Source organism: Chryseobacterium sp. HMWF035 (assembly GCF_003094695.1).
GTDB classification, from domain to species: domain Bacteria; phylum Bacteroidota; class Bacteroidia; order Flavobacteriales; family Weeksellaceae; genus Chryseobacterium; species Chryseobacterium gambrini.
Map to the genome: position 1 here is coordinate 1 of NZ_QEHP01000063.1, position 16,785 is coordinate 16,785.

The window sequence follows — 16,785 nt, forward strand, 5'->3', positions numbered from 1 at the left end:
GGATATGATTACAGCTGTATTAATCATTTTTGCAGGAGGAAATCCAGACAAAGTTTTCAAAACATAAAAGAGGTCGGATTTCTTCCGACCATGACTACTCCCAACCCGCGCGATCTTCACAATGCTTCATTGTTTTTAATGAAAGAAATTTCGGAAAAACTCATCCGGAAAGATAACGCCATCAATCCCCATACATTGGCTTTAAATCTTATTCAGACCACCACTTCACGAAAAATATTCTTTGATCTCGATATTGACTTCCGTATAAAAAACCATCAACAAGCCATTGAGAAATTCAGAGAAGACATTGCAGACTGCTTAAACCCCGACTGTCTTACCTTTATCAAAACCAACGGCGGACTGCACTGTTTAATTAAACTGGACAACATTCAGAAAGAACACCAGAAAAGCTGGTATCAGAAAATTTCACAGCTCACCTGCGAAGAATATGAAGTCACCATGAACGGCGATAACGTTTTGCCAATCGCAGGCTGTTTTCAGGGAATTGATTTTTCACCCTATTTTTTAGATTAAATTATGTGTACCCCCAATACTGAATTACAATTCTGCACCTGTACTGAAGGAAATATAAATGATATAAAAGATATTTATATTTGGACTTTATATAAATATTTAGGTTCAAGAGAATCTAGTCTGAGAGGAAAAATCCTTATGCCTACATATAATTTTGAAAACGGAATCTCAACCGAAAATATTTCATCAAAATTAAACGAAGGAAATATTTTTGATTTTGAATATACACCTCAGGAAAGAGATACTCTACACATCAAATTTAATGCAAAAAACAGAGCAGAATACAAATATTTCTCGGTAATATTCAGAGACGGGATTTGGATGTAAGGCGGTAATCCTTATTTTACAAGTATTAAGAAAGAAATTGCAGAAGGTAAAATCAAAGTTATCTATAAAGAAGAAAATTTATTTTTAAACCATTGCGAAAAATTAAAATCTGAATACGGAATCGAAATCCCCGAATCCGTTAAAGTTAGATGTGCCAACCTCAAAGACGATTCTCAGGATCCGGTTTATTCAGCCATAAAAAACTTTAAAGAATATAAAATTTTCTATAGACAGGAATTTATAGAGTATATTGTAAAAACTTATTTTAAAATTTATCCTGATGAAAATTCCGATAGGTTACAAGCAATGATTGATTCAGCGCAAAGTAAATTTTCTATATTGGAAGAGAAATTTATTTCGGAAACAGAAAACTTTGCTTTTCTTAACAGATGCTTTAAGGATCTTGACAAAAACCTCGAAAAATGTTTTTTTATAACTATTCCTTTCGAAAACAAAGAAACACATCTTTTTATTAATAGTAATTTAATCGGAAGAACAGGTTTTAAAAGCAACAGAAATAACAGATATTTTAAAAATAAATCTCAAAAAATAAAATTTGAAGATTTTGAACTTTTTAAAGATTATTAAATGACCATACAAGACCTTAAAAACAAAAACCTCATCCTTTTCGAAGCCATCTCCGGAAGCCGCTCTTTCGGATTGGCAACAGAAAATTCCGATACAGACATTCGCGGCGTGTATTATTTACCGAAAGAAGACTTTTTCGGGTTAAACTATATTCCGCAGATTTCCAATGAAACCAACGACATTACCTATTACGAAATCGGAAGACTTATCGAACTGTTACAGAAAAACAATCCCAACATCCTCGAAATTATTGCCAGTCCGGAAGACTGCATCTTACAGAAACATCCCTTGATGGATCTCCTGAAACCCGAAGATTTCCTTTCCAAACTCTGCAAAGACACCTTTGCAGGATATGCTGTTTCCCAGATCAAAAAAGCAAAAGGACTCAACAAAAAGATTCTCAATCCGATGGATAAAGAGAAAAAATCCATCCTCGATTTCTGTTATATTTTGCAGGATCAAGGCTCCGTTCCGTTGAAAAAGTGGCTGCGGGAATTCTCTTCCTCCGAAAATCAGAATGGTTTACAGCAGGAAAAATGCGGCTTGGTAAGCATCGACAATACCAAAGGAATGTTTGCCCTGTTTTACGATCAGTCCGGCGATTTCAGATACAAAGGAATCATTCAGAATCTGGAAGCCAATCAGGTCTCTGTTTCCTCCGTTCCCAAAGGACAATATCCCCTTGCCTATCTTTTCTGCAACCTCGATGCCTATTCTACCTACTGCAAAGATTACCGCGAATACTGGAAGTGGGTTTCCGAACGCAATGAAGACCGCTACAACGTCAATCAGAATCACGGACAGAATTACGATAGCAAAAACATGATGCACACGATTCGTTTATTACAGTCGTGCGAACAGATTTTTAAAAACAATTCTCTGAATATCCGCGTGGAAAACCGCGAAGAATTACTCGACATCAAAGCCGGAAACCGGTCGTACGAAGAAGTATTAAAAAAAGCGGAAGACCTTATTGCTTCCATTGAATATTATCATGCATCTTCTACCCTGCCCGAAATTCCGGATCTGGAGAAAACCACAAAAATTCTGGTTGAAATAAGAGAAGAACTCTATAAAAACAAATAAAGCTTCATATGAAGCTTTATTTTATGAGGATAGTGTATTATTTAACAAGTCTGATCTCCGTTGCGGAAAACCCTTTCGGAGATTTTTCCTTTTCGAAAGATACTTTATTTCCCTTCTTAATCTGGTCGATACAGTTATTGTTGTGGAAGAAGATATTTTCCTTCGTTTTATCTTCCGTAATGAAACCATATCCTTTCTCGCTTAAAAAAGTGACAATTCCTGTTTTTATAGCTTCTTCAGCTTCAATAGGAGCTGCTCCCAACTGAATGTTGTTGATATCGATTTCCTCTTTCTCACCATGATCCGGAGGCGTAGAAGTCAGTTGTCCGTTCGCATCTACATACATGAACATCTCATCAAGGGTTTTCCCTTTATCATTGTTCTCCTTACGCTCTTCACGACGCTGTGCTTTTTCTTTAAGTTTTTGCTGTTTTTTCTTGAAATTTTCTTTTTTAGAGAAAGAATCTGCCATATATTTTATTGAATTTTTATTTTATACGTTTATTGAAAGCCCGCGCAATTCATCCATTGCCTGTTTCCGCTATCTTGCGATACCAAAATTCCGAACTTGTTATTAAAGGGTTTCTGAGTGCTTTTATTAATGTGAATGCCTTCTGAAAAAGACAACAATTGAAACGGAAGTAAATAAAATATTCTAAACGATCACAGAAAGTAAAGACAGAGATTTCTTTTAATAAGTTAACAAATATACGAAAAATAAGCATACCAAACAAATCTTCCGGAATTCAATTCATTGAATTTCAATTTATTTTAGAGATTGGGGATTAAATGAAGCCTAATGAAAAAGTAATTCGAAGATTCCAACAAAAAATAACACAAAATAGTAATGGATTAATTCTGGAATATGTAAGAATTTCGTATAAGAAAATTTATAATCATGCCAGAATTAACATTAAAACAAAAAAACAGAGATCTTAAAAGCATTTGGGATTTCTTACTCTTTTCCATTATTGTCGGAATAGTAATCTGCTTTCTTATCGGCTTAAACACTTTAAATATGAAAGGAGGAATAATGGCTTATCTAGAACTTACGGGAGCATGTATCTTTATTGGAGGAGCCAGTTTTGGAATTGGTGGACTTTCAGGATTTTTATTTGGGGTACCAAAAATTTTAAATTCAGATACAAATAATCATGACAGAAAACCTTCAGTTACACAAAATGATAATCTTGTTCAGATCAGTGACTGGCTTACAAAGATTATTGTTGGAGTGGGATTAACTCAACTGAATAATATTCCTGAATTTTTAGCGCGTGTGGGAAAATATTTTTCGATAATATTTCAGAATAAAGAGTCTGGCGAAAAAATAGCCATCGCTGTAATATTGTATTTTCTTATTATTGGCTTTTTATCCGTTTATCTGTGGACAAGACTTCATTTTATTGGTATGGTAAAAAAAGTGGAAGATGATTTAGATAAAAAAGTCAACGCAATGGCTGAAGTCATTAATGATACACAGCAAAAAATGACCGATTTAGGCGGCGGAAAAACAATCTCAGAAAAGTTTGATGAAGTAAAAGCAGAAGTAAACAATATTGCTACAAATGATCCGGATGACCCTCAAAAATCAAAATGGGGCGGAAAATCTGAATGTAATGAAAGAAAAATTACGGCAAAAATAGAACCTTCAGAAAATCCTACATTATATAAGGTAACCCTTGAAGTATGCAGTACAAATCCGGCAAATCCTCTTACCGGGTTTGTTAAATTCCATTTACACCCTACTTTTAACAATGACAACCCCATCATTGCGGTTACTGATGGAATTGCAAGGTTGGTTTTAAATAAGGTATATGGAGCATTCACCGCAGGAGCTGAAGCAGATGAGGGAAGTACCCGCTTAGAAATAGATTTGGCAGAATTATCCGGTGTTCCACAGGAATTTAGAGACAGATAAACCTTTTTAATGATTAAATTGTTTAAAATAATAAAAAAGCTGCTCCTTTAGGAGCAGAATCTGTGTAGAAATAAAAATAAATCCGTCAATCAATCCGTAGGATTGGTATCTTTAATGCGGCAATGTTTTAAAGATAGCGTTGCCGGGCTTATTTCGAATACAGCTTCTGTGTAAAAAACAGGTTTGGGAAATATAATAATTATACTTAATTTGCTCAGGATATAAAACTTTACCCCGTAGAAATTCTGCATAATAAATTCAGAAACTCTGCCCATTTAAAGTTCTCTCTATAATTTTTAAACAAACAGACCATGATTCTCGAAGGATTAAATACAGAAGGCGTACTTATTTTTGCCAATACCACCAAGTGTAAAAACTATTACTCGGATAAAGAGTTTAATTACGATTATCCCGATGGATTATCAGAATTATTGAAACAGGGAATCATCCACATTATTACTACTGATGAAGCAGTAGAACAGGTCGATTTTACTTTTAATAAAGATGAAATAGACCGCAATAGATGGGAATTTCACGATTCTTACAACTACTTAAAAGTAGAACCCGGAGATGAAGTCCGCGCTGTTTCTCATGCAGATTTTACCCAGATGTGCCATAATCACAAAGGCGATCTAGAAGCCCATATCAACAGCTCCTTACCCCTTAAAAACATTTTAAACGGGAGCGGAGATGTAACCAAAGAAGAATACTTTAAATATGAATTACCATTGATAGAAATACCAGCGGGAATCTGGAAATTAAATGTTTATTCCCTTAAAGAAGAGCATATCCTTAGCTGGATGGAATTTTTAATCCACCTGGAAAAGATAGAATCCGTTGAAATTGATAAAATCACCCTGAAACCGCTTGAAATCTATTCTTAAATAAAAATACTTTTTGAGAGCAGAAATAATATGAATTATATAGACGACAGCACAGTACCCCAATGCAAGATTGAAGAAAAAAAATTCGAATGGGGAGAACCCTATACAGTCTATACCCCTGTTTTCTGTTTTCCGGATTTATTAAATACCAGACTGGAAAATTCGATTATTTTATTTGGAGAAAATAACTTTAAGCATCAATTATTGATGTTATACAATACGATCAATAATCATGAAGAATCTGAAAGACTTACAAACTATCAGGGAGAAAAATTTAACAGAAAGTCAATATTGGAATTGATAAATACATATCTTACAAAAAACGCAACTTTAACAGCTCCCTGGGAAAAATACCACATTGGCTTAACAGAGGATGATTATATAAGGCATCTTGAAGATAAACTTGAAAAATCCCTGTATTATGTAAAAGTTAAGTAAATTTTGAAATAGTACATAATAGAGATTACATCTATAGATCATCGTCTCGCAGAATATCTCTTCTTTGAGCGAAGGTAAATTAAAATAATAGTATGGGAAGAATAATCATAGATTTAAACAATCCTAAATCAGAATATTTTATTACTCAGAACGGAGAAATAATAAATAAATATTTGTCGGGTATTCAGGATATTAATTTAGTCAATGAATTGATAAATAAAGTCGTATATGATGAATTAATATTATATGTGGAAGAAGAGTTTATGTATTTTAGTTTGTGTAAAACAAGTTATAATACCATATCTCAAAACATTTTTGTAGAACTACAAAACAGTGCATTGTTACCCCAATTTCTTCAATATTCAGAGAATATGTATGTAAATTTTGATTATGAAAACGATATATTTATAAATTATGAATTAGGAGAAGATTATCTGAAAAATAATATTCCATGCTTAGTTCATTTGGATAAGAATATGTTAATTTTTTATATTTTGGATGAAGACGACCTTTTCATTATCCCTTAATCATTTCAATAATGTGATTGAACAATAATCCTAAGTTTATTTAAATTAACTAATATAAATTTATAGTGAAATCATTTAACATAAAAGAAACAATCGGAGATAAAGGTAAAATAGTATTTGATGACCTGAGTACAATAGATATATCTTTGGGCATTGAAAATAATATTGACAATTTAAAGGAAGATTTGTTGCAGGTTGAATTGGCAAATGGCAATGTATTAGACATCGGGTGGTATTCTTCATCTGATATTGAAGGACATTTTAGCGTTTGTATAATAAAAAATTATGACTGGATGAAACCATTCTACCTAAAAAAATGTAACCAATGGAATGATTTAAATGAATTAATAAAAGAAGCAATAAGTTTAAATTTGGAAGATCGCTAAAAAACAGGCTGAAAGATTTCAATGAACAATAGAAAACAATACCCTGTTGTGAAAAGTATCCCTACTTTGTACAATAATAATTTCAAACTCAAGAACTGATTTTGCAAACTCTACTTTTAAAAACCCCTGCTGCGAAAAGTCTTTCTACTTTGAGCAATAATTTAAAACTCAAAACTCATACTCCTGAAACTTATATTCTTCCAACTGTAAACAATATTCTTTATTCCTTCAATTTAAATTTTAATATCAAATATATAACTCCTCCTTAAACTGCTCCGTAGGAGCAATATCTGTGTAGAAAAACCCATCCATACAGCAACAGAACTCCGGAGGAGTTCAATATCGCCCCTCCGATATCATCACAACGCAATCTGAAACCTCATTTTCCCTATCTCCACCGACAAACCCCATAAAAAAACCACCGGAAATCCGGTGGTTTTCATATCTGTTAATATCAGAATAATCTTAAGCTTCAGATGAAGGATTATTATCTCCCGTAGGTTTTTCACCTTCCGGTCTTCTCTGTCCTTCCGGTCTGTTTGGTCTTTCAGATCTGTTGTTCTGTCCTTCCGGTCTTGGTCCTCTTTGTTCACCTTCTTTCTTCTCAGGTCTTGGAGGTCTTGGCAACAAAACTTTTCTGGAAAGCTTCATTTTCTTACGGTCATCATAACCCATAAATTTCACTTCCACTTCATCCCCTTCGTTATAAGGAACTTTGTCTAAACGAGCCCATTCGATCTCAGAAATATGAAGAAGACCTTCAGTACCTTTAGCAATCGCTACGAAAGCACCGAAATCCATTACCTTCACAACCTTACCTTTGTAAACTTCCCCTACTACAGGAACAAAAGTAATCTCATTGATTTTTGCAATCGCTTCGTTGATTTTTTCTCTGCTGACACCGGAAATTTCGATTCTTCCGATTTCTCCAATTTCTTCAATTGCAATAACAGTATCTGTATCCTTCTGCATTTGCTGAATGATTTTTCCACCAGGTCCGATTACAGCACCGATGAAATCTTTAGGAATTTCCATCATTACCATTTTCGGAGCGTGAGGTTTCACATCTTCTCTTGGAGCAGCAATTGTTTCAGTAATTTTATTTAAGATATGGATTCTTCCGTCTTTAGCCTGTAAAAGCGCTTTCTCCATAATATCCATTGATAATCCCTGGATTTTGATATCCATCTGACAAGCTGTGATTCCGTCTGCAGTTCCTGTTACCTTAAAGTCCATATCACCTAAATGATCTTCGTCTCCTAAGATATCAGAAAGTACCGTGAATTTCCCTGATTTTACATCAGTTACCAACCCCATTGCAATACCTGAAACTGGTTTTGTAATCTGAATACCCGCATCCATCAATGCCAATGTTCCGGCACAAACTGTCGCCATTGAAGAAGAACCGTTTGATTCTAAAATATCAGAAACGATACGGATAGTATAAGGATTTTCTTCAGGGATCATATTTGCCAAAGCTCTCTGAGCTAGGTTTCCGTGACCAACCTCTCTTCTTGAAGTTCCTCTCAAAGGTCTAGCTTCACCCGTTGAGAACGGCGGGAAGTTATAATGTAAGAAGAATCTTTCGTCATAGTTTGCCATTACGCTGTCTACCATGTTCGCATCTTTTACCGAACCTAAAGTTACAGCCGTTAAAGATTGCGTTTCACCTCTTGTGAAAATTGCAGAACCGTGCGCTCCCGGTAAATAATCGATTTCGCTCCAGATCGGACGAATCGTTTCAGGATCACGACCATCAAGACGGATTTTATCATTCAAAATCATCTGACGCATCGCTTCTTTTTCCACATCGTGGTAATATACTTTTACGAAAGGTGTTACTCTTTCAAGCTCTTCTGCATCTTCTGCATACTGAGCAAGGAATTCTTCACGGATCGCCTTGAATTTTTCTCCTCTTTCTTCTTTGCCTGAAGGAGTTTTCGCTACTTCATATACTTTATCGTAAGTTTCTTTCCAAACTTTTTCACGGATTTCCTCGTCATGAGTTTCGTGAGAATATTCTCTTTTCGGGAATGATTTTCCTACTTTTTCAGCTAATCTTTCCTGAGCTTCAACTTGTTTTTTAATTTCAGCGTGAGCGAAAGTGATTGCTTCCAGCATTTCCTGCTCAGAGATTTCTTTCATTTCACCTTCCACCATTACGATAGAATCTTTAGTAGCTCCCACCATAATATCAAGATCAGAATTCTTAAGATCTTCGAATTTAGGATTAATAGAAAGCTCACCGTCAATTCTTACCACTCGTACTTCAGACATCGGTCCGTTGAAAGGAATATCTGTAATGGCAATCGCTGCAGACGCCGCCAAACCTGCTAAATCATCAGGAATCGACTGTCCGTCATAAGAAATTAATGAAATCATTACCTGAACTTCCGCATGGAAATCTTCAGGGAACAAAGGTCTCAAAACTCTGTCTACCAAACGCATCGTAAGGATTTCCTGATCAGATGGTCTTGCTTCTCTTCTGAAAAAGTTTCCGGGGATTTTACCGCCTGCATAGAATTTTTCTCTGTAATCTACTGTTAAAGGTAAAAAATCTACACCAGGATTGGCTTCTTTGTTGGCTACAACAGTTGCTAAAAGCATTGTTCCGCCCATTTTTACGACTACAGATCCGTCAGCTTGCTTAGCTAATTTCCCTGTTTCAATTGTGATTTCTCTGCCGTCTGCAAGAGTAATCAGCTCTGTAATTGCTTGAGGTACACTCATAAATTGTTTTGTGTTGTACTCCGTATTGAGTACTTTAATTAATTATATTTCGTCTAAATTTTCGTTTGCAAAGATAATGTATTATAATGATTTTTTTAAATTTTTGTCTGTAAAATCTTACCCATCTATCCCATAATCTCCATATATTCTGCACCGAAAACCACTTCTGATTACGAAAACAAAAAAGCAACCTCTTCCGAGATTGCTTTTTATGTGAAAATCTTTGTAGATTATTTTCTTAAACCTAATTCAGCAATAATTGCTCTGTATCTTGCGATATCCTTATTTTTAAGGTAATCTAATAAACTTTTTCTTTTACCTACCAGTTTCACCAAAGATCTTTCTGTGTTGTAATCTTTGTGATTGCTCTTTAAATGAGCAGAAAGGTGGTTGATTCTGAAAGTGAAAAGTGCAATTTGCCCTTCAGCAGTTCCTGTGTCCTGTGCAGATTTTCCGTGTTTTGCGAAAATTTCCTGCTTTTTTTCTGTTGTTAAGTACATTCCAATATTGTTTAATGATTATTATGTAACGGGTGCAAAAGTACGACTATTTTTTTATTCTGCCAACATTATTGATTTCATTTATTGATTTTGATAGAAAAAAATGTTAAAAATTTCTTAAAAAAATTATGCTACCCCACTAAAAGGCAGTAATTTTGCATACGAATTTAGTGATGAGAAAATTAATAACATTTACCACCTTTACTTTAGCTCTTTTTGCAGGTTTTTCTTTATTAAAAGCTCAGAAAAACCATGAAAACAAGATCAAAAAAGTTTTATATTTCAATCCTGAGGTAGAACCCGACCTTCAGGAAATTAAAGAACCTACCAATACGGCTTTCTTCAGCGCAGTTTCTGATAATTTAAGCGAAAGAAAAAACAAAATGCTGAGAACGGAAACCCAGATTTCTTTTGACAGCATAGACAAGCAGACTGTTTGGGATTACTGTAAAAACAACGATGCCGATTTTGCCATTGTTCCGAAAGTAAAATATTTCAAAGTGGGAATCGGAAAATACGTTTTTTCCAATCAGGTCGTGGTAAGCATGAAACTATTTGATGCAGAAGGCAATCTGGTTACCGAAACGGATTATGACACGTATAAAAAGAACATGAGATTGCTTGGTTCCACTGTAAATTCTGTAAAGATAGGAACCAACGGAGCCATCAAAGGAATTTTAAAACAGCTAAAAAAAATTAAACCTTCTGCAGAATCCGGATTTTAATTTCCGGCAGTTAAAACTATTATGCAAGTCATTGAATCTTATAAAATTAAATTCATCCCTGTGTGAATAATTAAAAATATTTTATTAATTTAGTCTGAAACAATTCATTCAAACTATCTCAATTGAAATTTCTTAGCATTTGCAGTTTTTGCAGGTGCTTTTTTTATTCCACTATCGTATTCAAAAGATATTCTTCACTAATTCAATACATTAAAATTAGATAATTTTCAATTATAGGTGAATAATTAAAACCTTTTTTGTATTTTTAGCTTACATTAAATCTAAATAATATGAAAAATTCAAACCTGAAAAAGCTCACCAGAAAGGAGCAGGAAAAGATCAACGGCGGAGGTCTTCAGAAATATCATTACCATTTTGAATGTCCGGGAGGATCCTGCTGTCAAAATGTTTGTGTCTACTACAACTGTCCAGAAGTTTAACCCAAAAAGATTGTTATGAAAAATCTAAAGAAACTAACAAGAAAGGAGCAGGAGAAAATCAATGGAGCCGCTTTGGTACAGTGTACGAAAAATTCGCATTGCTTCGGCGGATATTGCTGCAATTATGCGTGTTATATGTATGCATGCATTGAACCTTAGTGTTTGAGAATGCATGCTGAATGGTAAAGTTCAGCAATGCCGTAAAAAAACAATAATCTATTACTTTTGAAATTTAATTTTTTTCAAAGCATCCGCTTTTTTGCAGATGCTTTTTTTATTCTCAGAAATTTAAATAATCCTTAAATTTTGCAGTTCTTTGGGCAATTTTAAAAATTTGGGCTATTTTTGCACTACTCTTAAAAATTTGACGTTTTGAATTCTAAAGACGAACTTATCTTCAACCCTGCCGATATTGCCGAAACTCTTAGCGAACTTCACGCGGACGAGAGGCTTTTGGCATTCCTGAAAGTTCCGAAAGAATACAAAGCAGATGTTTTTTCGCATCTTGATCCCGATTTTCAGGAAGAAACCATCAGAAGTATCGGAAGCGATGAAGTTTCAGAAATCCTGAATGCGATGACGCCGGATGACAGAACGGCTCTTTTTGAGGATTTTCCGGATGAACTTATTAAGTATTCCATCAATCATCTTAATCCGCAGGAACGCAGAATTGCGCTTAAATTATTAGGTTACGATTCGGATTCTATTGCCCGTCTTATGACGCCTTATTACATCCAGATCCGTAAAGAATGGACAATTAAAAGATGTCTTCAGCAGATTAAAAAAGTGGGAAGTAAAGTAGAGACGATGAATTATCTCTACGTTGTGGACGAAAGAAACCGGCTGATCGACGATATTGCTCTGGGAAGTCTTTTGTTGGCAGAAGAAGAAACTTTGGTTTCAGAAATTACGGATAATCATTTTGTTGCGATTACCACAACGACGACTAAAGAGGATGCGGTACAGTATTTCGAAAAGTATGACCGTGCTGCGCTTCCTATTATTACTGAAGCCGGAGTTCTGGTAGGAATTGTAACGATTGATGACATTCTCGACCAGATCGAGCAACAGAATACGGAAGATATCCAGAAATTCGGGGGATTGGAAGCTTTGGATGTTCCTTATACGCAGACTTCTCTTATCGAAATGGTAAAAAAGAGAGGAATGTGGCTGATTATTTTATTTTTCTCTGAAATGCTTACGGCTTCGGCGATGGGCTATTTTGAGGATGAAATTCAGAAAGCGGTTGTTCTCGCACTTTTTGTTCCTTTGATTATTTCCAGTGGAGGAAATTCCGGTTCACAGGCTGCAACTCTGATTATCAGAGCGATGGCACTTCAGGAAATCACTTTAAAAGACTGGTGGTATGTGATGAGAAAAGAAATTTTCACGGGTTTATCATTGGGCGGAATTTTAGGGATCATCGGTTTCCTGAGAATTATGATCTGGCATAAAGCAGGTTTTTTCGACTATGGAATTCACTGGGCTTTTGTTGGATTAAGTGTAGGCGTTTCTCTGGTGATGATCGTCCTTTGGGGAACACTTTCGGGCTCTATGGTTCCTTTTATTCTTAAAAAATTAAAACTCGATCCGGCAACTTCTTCCGCTCCTTTTGTAGCCACGTTGGTGGATGTAACGGGATTAATCATTTATTTTTCGGTCGCAGGACTTTTCTTAACGGGTAAACTTTTGTAATTTTAGGCGACATCTAAAATAGTACAATGAAGGTAGTTTCTTTGGTTCCCTCGATTACGGAGGCTTTATTTGATTTGGGTTTAACGGAAAAAGAAGTGGTCGGAAGAACGAAATTCTGTATTCATCCCGCTGAAAAGGTAAAAGATGTACCGGTTATCGGCGGTACGAAAAATATCAATATTGAAAAAATAAAGGCTTTGCAGCCTGATCTTATTTTAGCCAATAAGGAAGAAAATGTAAAAGAACAGGTAGAAGCTTTAATGCAGGACTTCAAGGTAATCGTCACCAATGTTGAAAATATTGAGGACAATTATTATATGCTTAAAAATTTAGGCAAAATATTTCATCGGGAAGAAAAAGTACAGCTTTTTAATCTTAAAATCTATGATGTTCTCAACCACGCAAAAATTGAATCTCCCATAAAAGTTGCCTACTTAATTTGGAATAATCCTTATATGACGATAGGTTCCGATACTTTTATTCATAAAATTCTGGGTGAGATCGGTTTTGAAAATATTTTTAAAGATCGGAAACGTTATCCTGTGATTCAGACGGAAGATCTTGCGGAAGCAGAACTCATAATGCTTTCTTCCGAACCTTTTCCTTTTAAAGAGAAACATATTAAGGAACTAAAGAAGTTTTATCCTGATAAAAAAATAATGATTGTAGACGGAGAGGCGTTTTCATGGTACGGAACGCACATTGCGAAGTGCGAAAATTATTTTAAGGAACTTATTTCTGATCTTAAACACGAATTTCACTAATTTTTTCACGAATGGCACTTACTCTTTTTTTATAAATTTTCTAAGTTTTGGCTAAAGCCAATTTATTCATTTGTTTATGAAAACGGACTAAAGTCCGTTTCTATTGATACCACTTCGAAAGGAAATTTTGATCTATCCTATCCTATCATACAAAAGACTCCGGCTCTTCGAGCCGGAGTCTTATATTTTAACACTTTAAAAGCGAGATTTTTACAAAATTTTAGAAACTTCGTTACACAGCCATTCCAATAATTCTCTGTCTTCTTCTGTAAAAGGATCAATCGTATGAGAATCGATATCGATCTGGCCGATATTCTGTCCGTCTTTGAAGATTGGAACTACAATTTCCGCTTTGGTATCGATAGAACAGCTTAAATAATTACTTTCTTCGTGTACATCGGGAACAACAAACGTTTCATTGGAAACGGCAACCTGACCGCAGATTCCTTTACCGTAAGGAATGATGGTGTGATCCGTAGGAGCTCCAACGTAAGGTCCCAGTTTCAACTCATCTTTATCTCCGTTTTTGAAATAAAAACCCGTCCAGTTGAAATAGGATATTTCCTGATCCAAAAGGTGACACACTTTCTGAAGTTTCTCATCTGTATTATGTTTCGGACTTTCAAGAATAGACGAAAGTCGTTTTTTTAATTCTGACATTTTTTTACTGTTTTAAGAAAATTGTTTTAAGGAAAGTTCTTCTTTGTAGCCGAACATTCCACGCTCTTTTATCATCTCTGCCACTCCTTCCGGAAGCTGATTTTCCCATCCTTTCATATTGCACCCGATTTTCTTCAGGATATCTCTGGAATAAATTTCCAAAAATTCCGGATTATAATTGGTAATATCTACAATACGGTTGTTATGCTTGAAATATTTATAAAGTTCCTTAAGGTTTTCTTCCACTTTAAGGTTATCGGAATCCAGTAATTCGTGAGTTTCCGGATCTTTATAAGGATACAGATATACTCTCATGCCGTTTCGGAAAAATTTCCCGAAAGCTTCCAGAATTCCTCCCGATAAATTTTTATAATATTTTTCATCGAATACCATCAATAGATTATTCACGCCCATTGCCACACCGATTTCTCCGCTTGTGTAGGAAGCAAAATAATCAATCAGTCGGTAATATTCAGAATAATTGGATACGATTACGGTATATCCTAATTTGCCGAGAACATCCACTCTGTCGAGAAAATCTCTTTCATTGATGTCTCCGTCGGCTCTTAGGTTTGAAATGGTAATTTCTATTAAAACTTCGGTTTCATCCTGAGTACAGGTTACTTCTTTCATGAACATATCGAGTCCGTTCTGAAGCATATCGATGTTCACCTTCGTTACAGGTCTGAAACTTCCTCTTACCGCAAAAATATTTTTCTTGTACAAAATATCTGCAGGAAGCATATTATTCCCTTCCGAATTGAAAATTACGGCATCCGTCATTCCGTTTTTAACCAACTGTAAAGACATCAGTCTGTTATCCACATACGCAAAAGCCGGTCCGCTGAAATCGATCATATCAATTTCAAGATTGTCTTTTGCAACGTCGTCGTATAAAGATTCAATTAAATTTCGTGGATTGTCGTAGTAATGAAAGGCTCCGAAAATAAGATTTACCCCCAGATTTCCAAGGGTTTCCTGCTGCAACGTGGCATCATTTTCCTTGAATTTTACGTGAATAACGATTTCATTGTAATCTTCGTTCTCCTTTACCTGAAAACGGATTCCTACCCAACCGTGACCTTTCACTGTTTTATCGAAATTAATCGTGGTAACAGTATTGGCGTAAGAAAAATATTTTCTGTTGGGGTTGCTCTCTCTGGAAATTCTTTCTTCGATAAGGGCTACTTCATAGCGAAGCATTTTTCGAAGTCTGTTTTGGGTAACGTATCTGTTTTTTACCTCTTTTCCGTAGATGGCATCACTAAAATCTTTGTCGTAAGCCGACATCGCCTTAGCAATTGTACCGGAAGCTCCCCCTGCTCTAAAAAAGTGTCGGACTGTCTCCTGCCCTGCTCCAATTTCTGCGAAAGTACCATAAATAGTAGGATCTAGATTAATTGTTAATGCTTTTTGTTTAGGAGTTAGTTTCTGATACATTAGGACATTAAATTTTTCGTAAATTTACCAAAATTAAACCAACCTCAAAAGAAAATGAAGTTGAAATTTTTAGGAACGGGAACTTCGCAGGGTGTTCCTGTGATTGGCTGCACTTGTGAAGTGTGTACTTCAAGTAATCCCAAAGACAGTCGTCTTCGGTCTTCTGTGATGGTAACCACCGATGAAGACAAAAAAATCCTTATTGACTGCGGACCCGATTTCAGACAGCAAATGCTTACCCACAAGGAAGATCGTGTAGATATTGCTCTGCTTACTCATGAACATAATGACCATGTTATCGGCCTTGATGATATGCGTCCCCTTATTTTTAAAACAGGAAAAGATATTCCTTTGTACTGTTCTTCAAGAGTTGCCGACGAAGTTAAAAACCGTTTTCCTTATGCGTTTGCGGACGAAAAATATCCCGGAGCTCCGGCTTTTGAACTTCATGAAATTGAAAATAAACCATTCACAGTTGTAGATACAGAAATTACCCCGATTGAAGTCATTCATTTTAAAATTCCCGTTTTCGGTTATAAATTTAAAAAGCTTGCTTATATTACAGATGCAGGATTTATTTCTGAAGCGGAAAAAGATAAGCTGAAAGGTCTGGATGTATTGATTTTAAACTGCATCCGTAAGTCTGATCCCCATCCTGCCCATTTCATTTTGCCGGATGTTATTAAATTATTTGAAGAACTGAAACCTGAAAAATTATTTTTAACCCACATCAGTCATCATTTAGGATTGCATAACGTTGAAGATAAACTACTTCCCTCCGGAATGCACCTTGCCTACGATGGTTTGGAGATTATTTTTTAAAATTTTTCTTTAAAAAACTTTGTAAAATAAAGAAAAGTTTCTATATTTGCACACCGATTCAAAACAAGGTAACACACTTGCCCAGGTGGCGGAATTGGTAGACGCGCTGGTCTCAAACACCAGTTCTTAGGAGTACCGGTTCGATCCCGGTCCTGGGTACAAAAAACCTCTGAAATCATTTGATTTTCAGAGGTTTTTGCTTTTCAGGGTGGTCAAAAGGGTGGCTGAAAAATTATCTTCCATATTAATTTAAATAGACATCCTATCTATTACATATCTTCGTTATCCCCACCCCCTCCACATAATCTTTATATTATATAC

The 16,785-nt window shown here is 35.4% G+C and carries 19 protein-coding genes and 1 tRNA gene; 15 read left to right on the top strand and 5 right to left on the bottom strand.

The genetic code is table 11. The features are described from left to right. The 3 genes from DD829_RS23550 to DD829_RS10720 all read left to right on the top strand — a co-directional run. The coding region (locus DD829_RS23550) for a hypothetical protein (RefSeq protein ID WP_165814854.1) at positions 1-534 on the top strand (534 nt) is incomplete at its 5' end. A 3-nt stretch (positions 535-537) separates the two neighbouring features. Then, positions 538-861 carry a hypothetical protein gene (locus tag DD829_RS10710; protein WP_116547720.1) on the top strand — a complete coding sequence of 108 codons (324 nt, stop codon included), beginning with the start codon at positions 538-540 and terminating at the stop codon, positions 859-861. Positions 862-1,449: 588 nt separating this feature from the next. Beyond that, entirely contained in the window at positions 1,450-2,535 is a 1,086-nt protein-coding gene (locus DD829_RS10720; protein WP_108410424.1) for a DNA polymerase beta superfamily protein, read from the top strand. A 37-nt stretch (positions 2,536-2,572) separates the two neighbouring features. Here DD829_RS10720 and DD829_RS10725 read toward each other — a convergent pair whose 3' ends face one another. After that, positions 2,573-3,007 carry a cold shock domain-containing protein gene (locus DD829_RS10725; protein WP_108410423.1) on the bottom strand — a complete coding sequence of 145 codons (435 nt, stop codon included), beginning with the start codon at positions 3,005-3,007 and terminating at the stop codon, positions 2,573-2,575. Positions 3,008-3,433: 426 nt separating this feature from the next. Here DD829_RS10725 and DD829_RS10730 point away from each other — a divergent pair, with 426 nt between their 5' ends. The 5 genes from DD829_RS10730 (at position 3,434) to DD829_RS10755 (ending at position 6,688) form a co-directional block, all read left to right on the top strand. Further along, positions 3,434-4,453 (top strand): pYEATS domain-containing protein, encoded by a 1,020-nt coding sequence (locus DD829_RS10730; protein WP_108410422.1) that lies wholly within the window; start codon positions 3,434-3,436, stop codon positions 4,451-4,453. A 311-nt stretch (positions 4,454-4,764) separates the two neighbouring features. Further along, a complete protein-coding gene (locus DD829_RS10740) occupies positions 4,765-5,337 on the top strand; it encodes a hypothetical protein (RefSeq protein WP_108410420.1) in 573 nt (190 codons plus the stop codon). Positions 5,338-5,367: 30 nt separating this feature from the next. Continuing rightward, positions 5,368-5,775: a hypothetical protein gene (locus DD829_RS10745; RefSeq protein WP_108410419.1), complete on the top strand. Its 408-nt coding sequence runs from the start codon at positions 5,368-5,370 to the stop codon at positions 5,773-5,775. 92 nt (positions 5,776-5,867) lie between these two features. Further along, positions 5,868-6,302: a hypothetical protein gene (locus tag DD829_RS10750; protein ID WP_116547722.1), complete on the top strand. Its 435-nt coding sequence runs from the start codon at positions 5,868-5,870 to the stop codon at positions 6,300-6,302. Positions 6,303-6,367: 65 nt separating this feature from the next. Beyond that, a complete protein-coding gene (locus DD829_RS10755) occupies positions 6,368-6,688 on the top strand; it encodes a hypothetical protein (protein WP_116547723.1) in 321 nt (106 codons plus the stop codon). Positions 6,689-7,153: 465 nt separating this feature from the next. Here the strand turns inward: DD829_RS10755 and DD829_RS10760 are convergent, their stop codons facing one another. Together DD829_RS10760 and rpsO are read right to left on the bottom strand one after the other, a co-directional pair. After that, a complete protein-coding gene (locus DD829_RS10760; RefSeq protein WP_108410430.1) occupies positions 7,154-9,418 on the bottom strand; it encodes a polyribonucleotide nucleotidyltransferase in 2,265 nt (754 codons plus the stop codon). Between the two features lie 230 nt (positions 9,419-9,648). Further along, positions 9,649-9,918, bottom strand: a complete 270-nt coding sequence (gene rpsO, locus DD829_RS10765) for a 30S ribosomal protein S15 (RefSeq protein ID WP_076395421.1) — start codon at positions 9,916-9,918, stop codon at positions 9,649-9,651. 173 nt (positions 9,919-10,091) lie between these two features. Between rpsO and DD829_RS10770 the strand changes: the two genes are divergently transcribed. The 5 genes from DD829_RS10770 (at position 10,092) to DD829_RS10780 (ending at position 13,542) form a co-directional block, all read left to right on the top strand. Next, the gene (locus DD829_RS10770; protein WP_116547724.1) at positions 10,092-10,643 is read left to right on the top strand and encodes a pyruvate decarboxylase; all 552 of its coding nucleotides are present in this window, start codon (positions 10,092-10,094) and stop codon (positions 10,641-10,643) included. A gap of 290 nt (positions 10,644-10,933) precedes the next feature. Next, positions 10,934-11,083, top strand: a complete 150-nt coding sequence (locus DD829_RS23555; protein ID WP_165796557.1) for a hypothetical protein — start codon at positions 10,934-10,936, stop codon at positions 11,081-11,083. 15 nt (positions 11,084-11,098) lie between these two features. After that, on the top strand, positions 11,099-11,242 hold the full coding sequence (locus tag DD829_RS23560) for a bacteriocin-like protein (RefSeq protein WP_165796558.1): 144 nt from the start codon (positions 11,099-11,101) through the stop codon (positions 11,240-11,242). Positions 11,243-11,455: 213 nt separating this feature from the next. Next, positions 11,456-12,778, top strand: coding sequence for a magnesium transporter (mgtE, locus tag DD829_RS10775; protein ID WP_076395417.1), 1,323 nt, complete (start codon positions 11,456-11,458; stop codon positions 12,776-12,778). 26 nt (positions 12,779-12,804) lie between these two features. Further along, the gene (locus tag DD829_RS10780; protein WP_116547725.1) at positions 12,805-13,542 is read left to right on the top strand and encodes an ABC transporter substrate-binding protein; all 738 of its coding nucleotides are present in this window, start codon (positions 12,805-12,807) and stop codon (positions 13,540-13,542) included. A 210-nt stretch (positions 13,543-13,752) separates the two neighbouring features. Here the strand turns inward: DD829_RS10780 and DD829_RS10785 are convergent, their stop codons facing one another. Then, a complete protein-coding gene (locus DD829_RS10785; protein WP_108410451.1) occupies positions 13,753-14,202 on the bottom strand; it encodes a GAF domain-containing protein in 450 nt (149 codons plus the stop codon). Positions 14,203-14,214: 12 nt separating this feature from the next. Beyond that, positions 14,215-15,642, bottom strand: a complete 1,428-nt coding sequence (locus tag DD829_RS10790) for a nicotinate-nucleotide adenylyltransferase (protein ID WP_076395411.1) — start codon at positions 15,640-15,642, stop codon at positions 14,215-14,217. A 54-nt stretch (positions 15,643-15,696) separates the two neighbouring features. On the opposite strand from DD829_RS10790, the gene DD829_RS10795 reads away from it, so the two are divergent. Together DD829_RS10795 and DD829_RS10800 are read left to right on the top strand one after the other, a co-directional pair. Further along, positions 15,697-16,464, top strand: a complete 768-nt coding sequence (locus DD829_RS10795; RefSeq protein ID WP_116547726.1) for an MBL fold metallo-hydrolase — start codon at positions 15,697-15,699, stop codon at positions 16,462-16,464. A 79-nt stretch (positions 16,465-16,543) separates the two neighbouring features. Continuing rightward, positions 16,544-16,623 (top strand) — tRNA-Leu (locus DD829_RS10800). Positions 16,624-16,785: the final 162 nt, after the last annotated feature.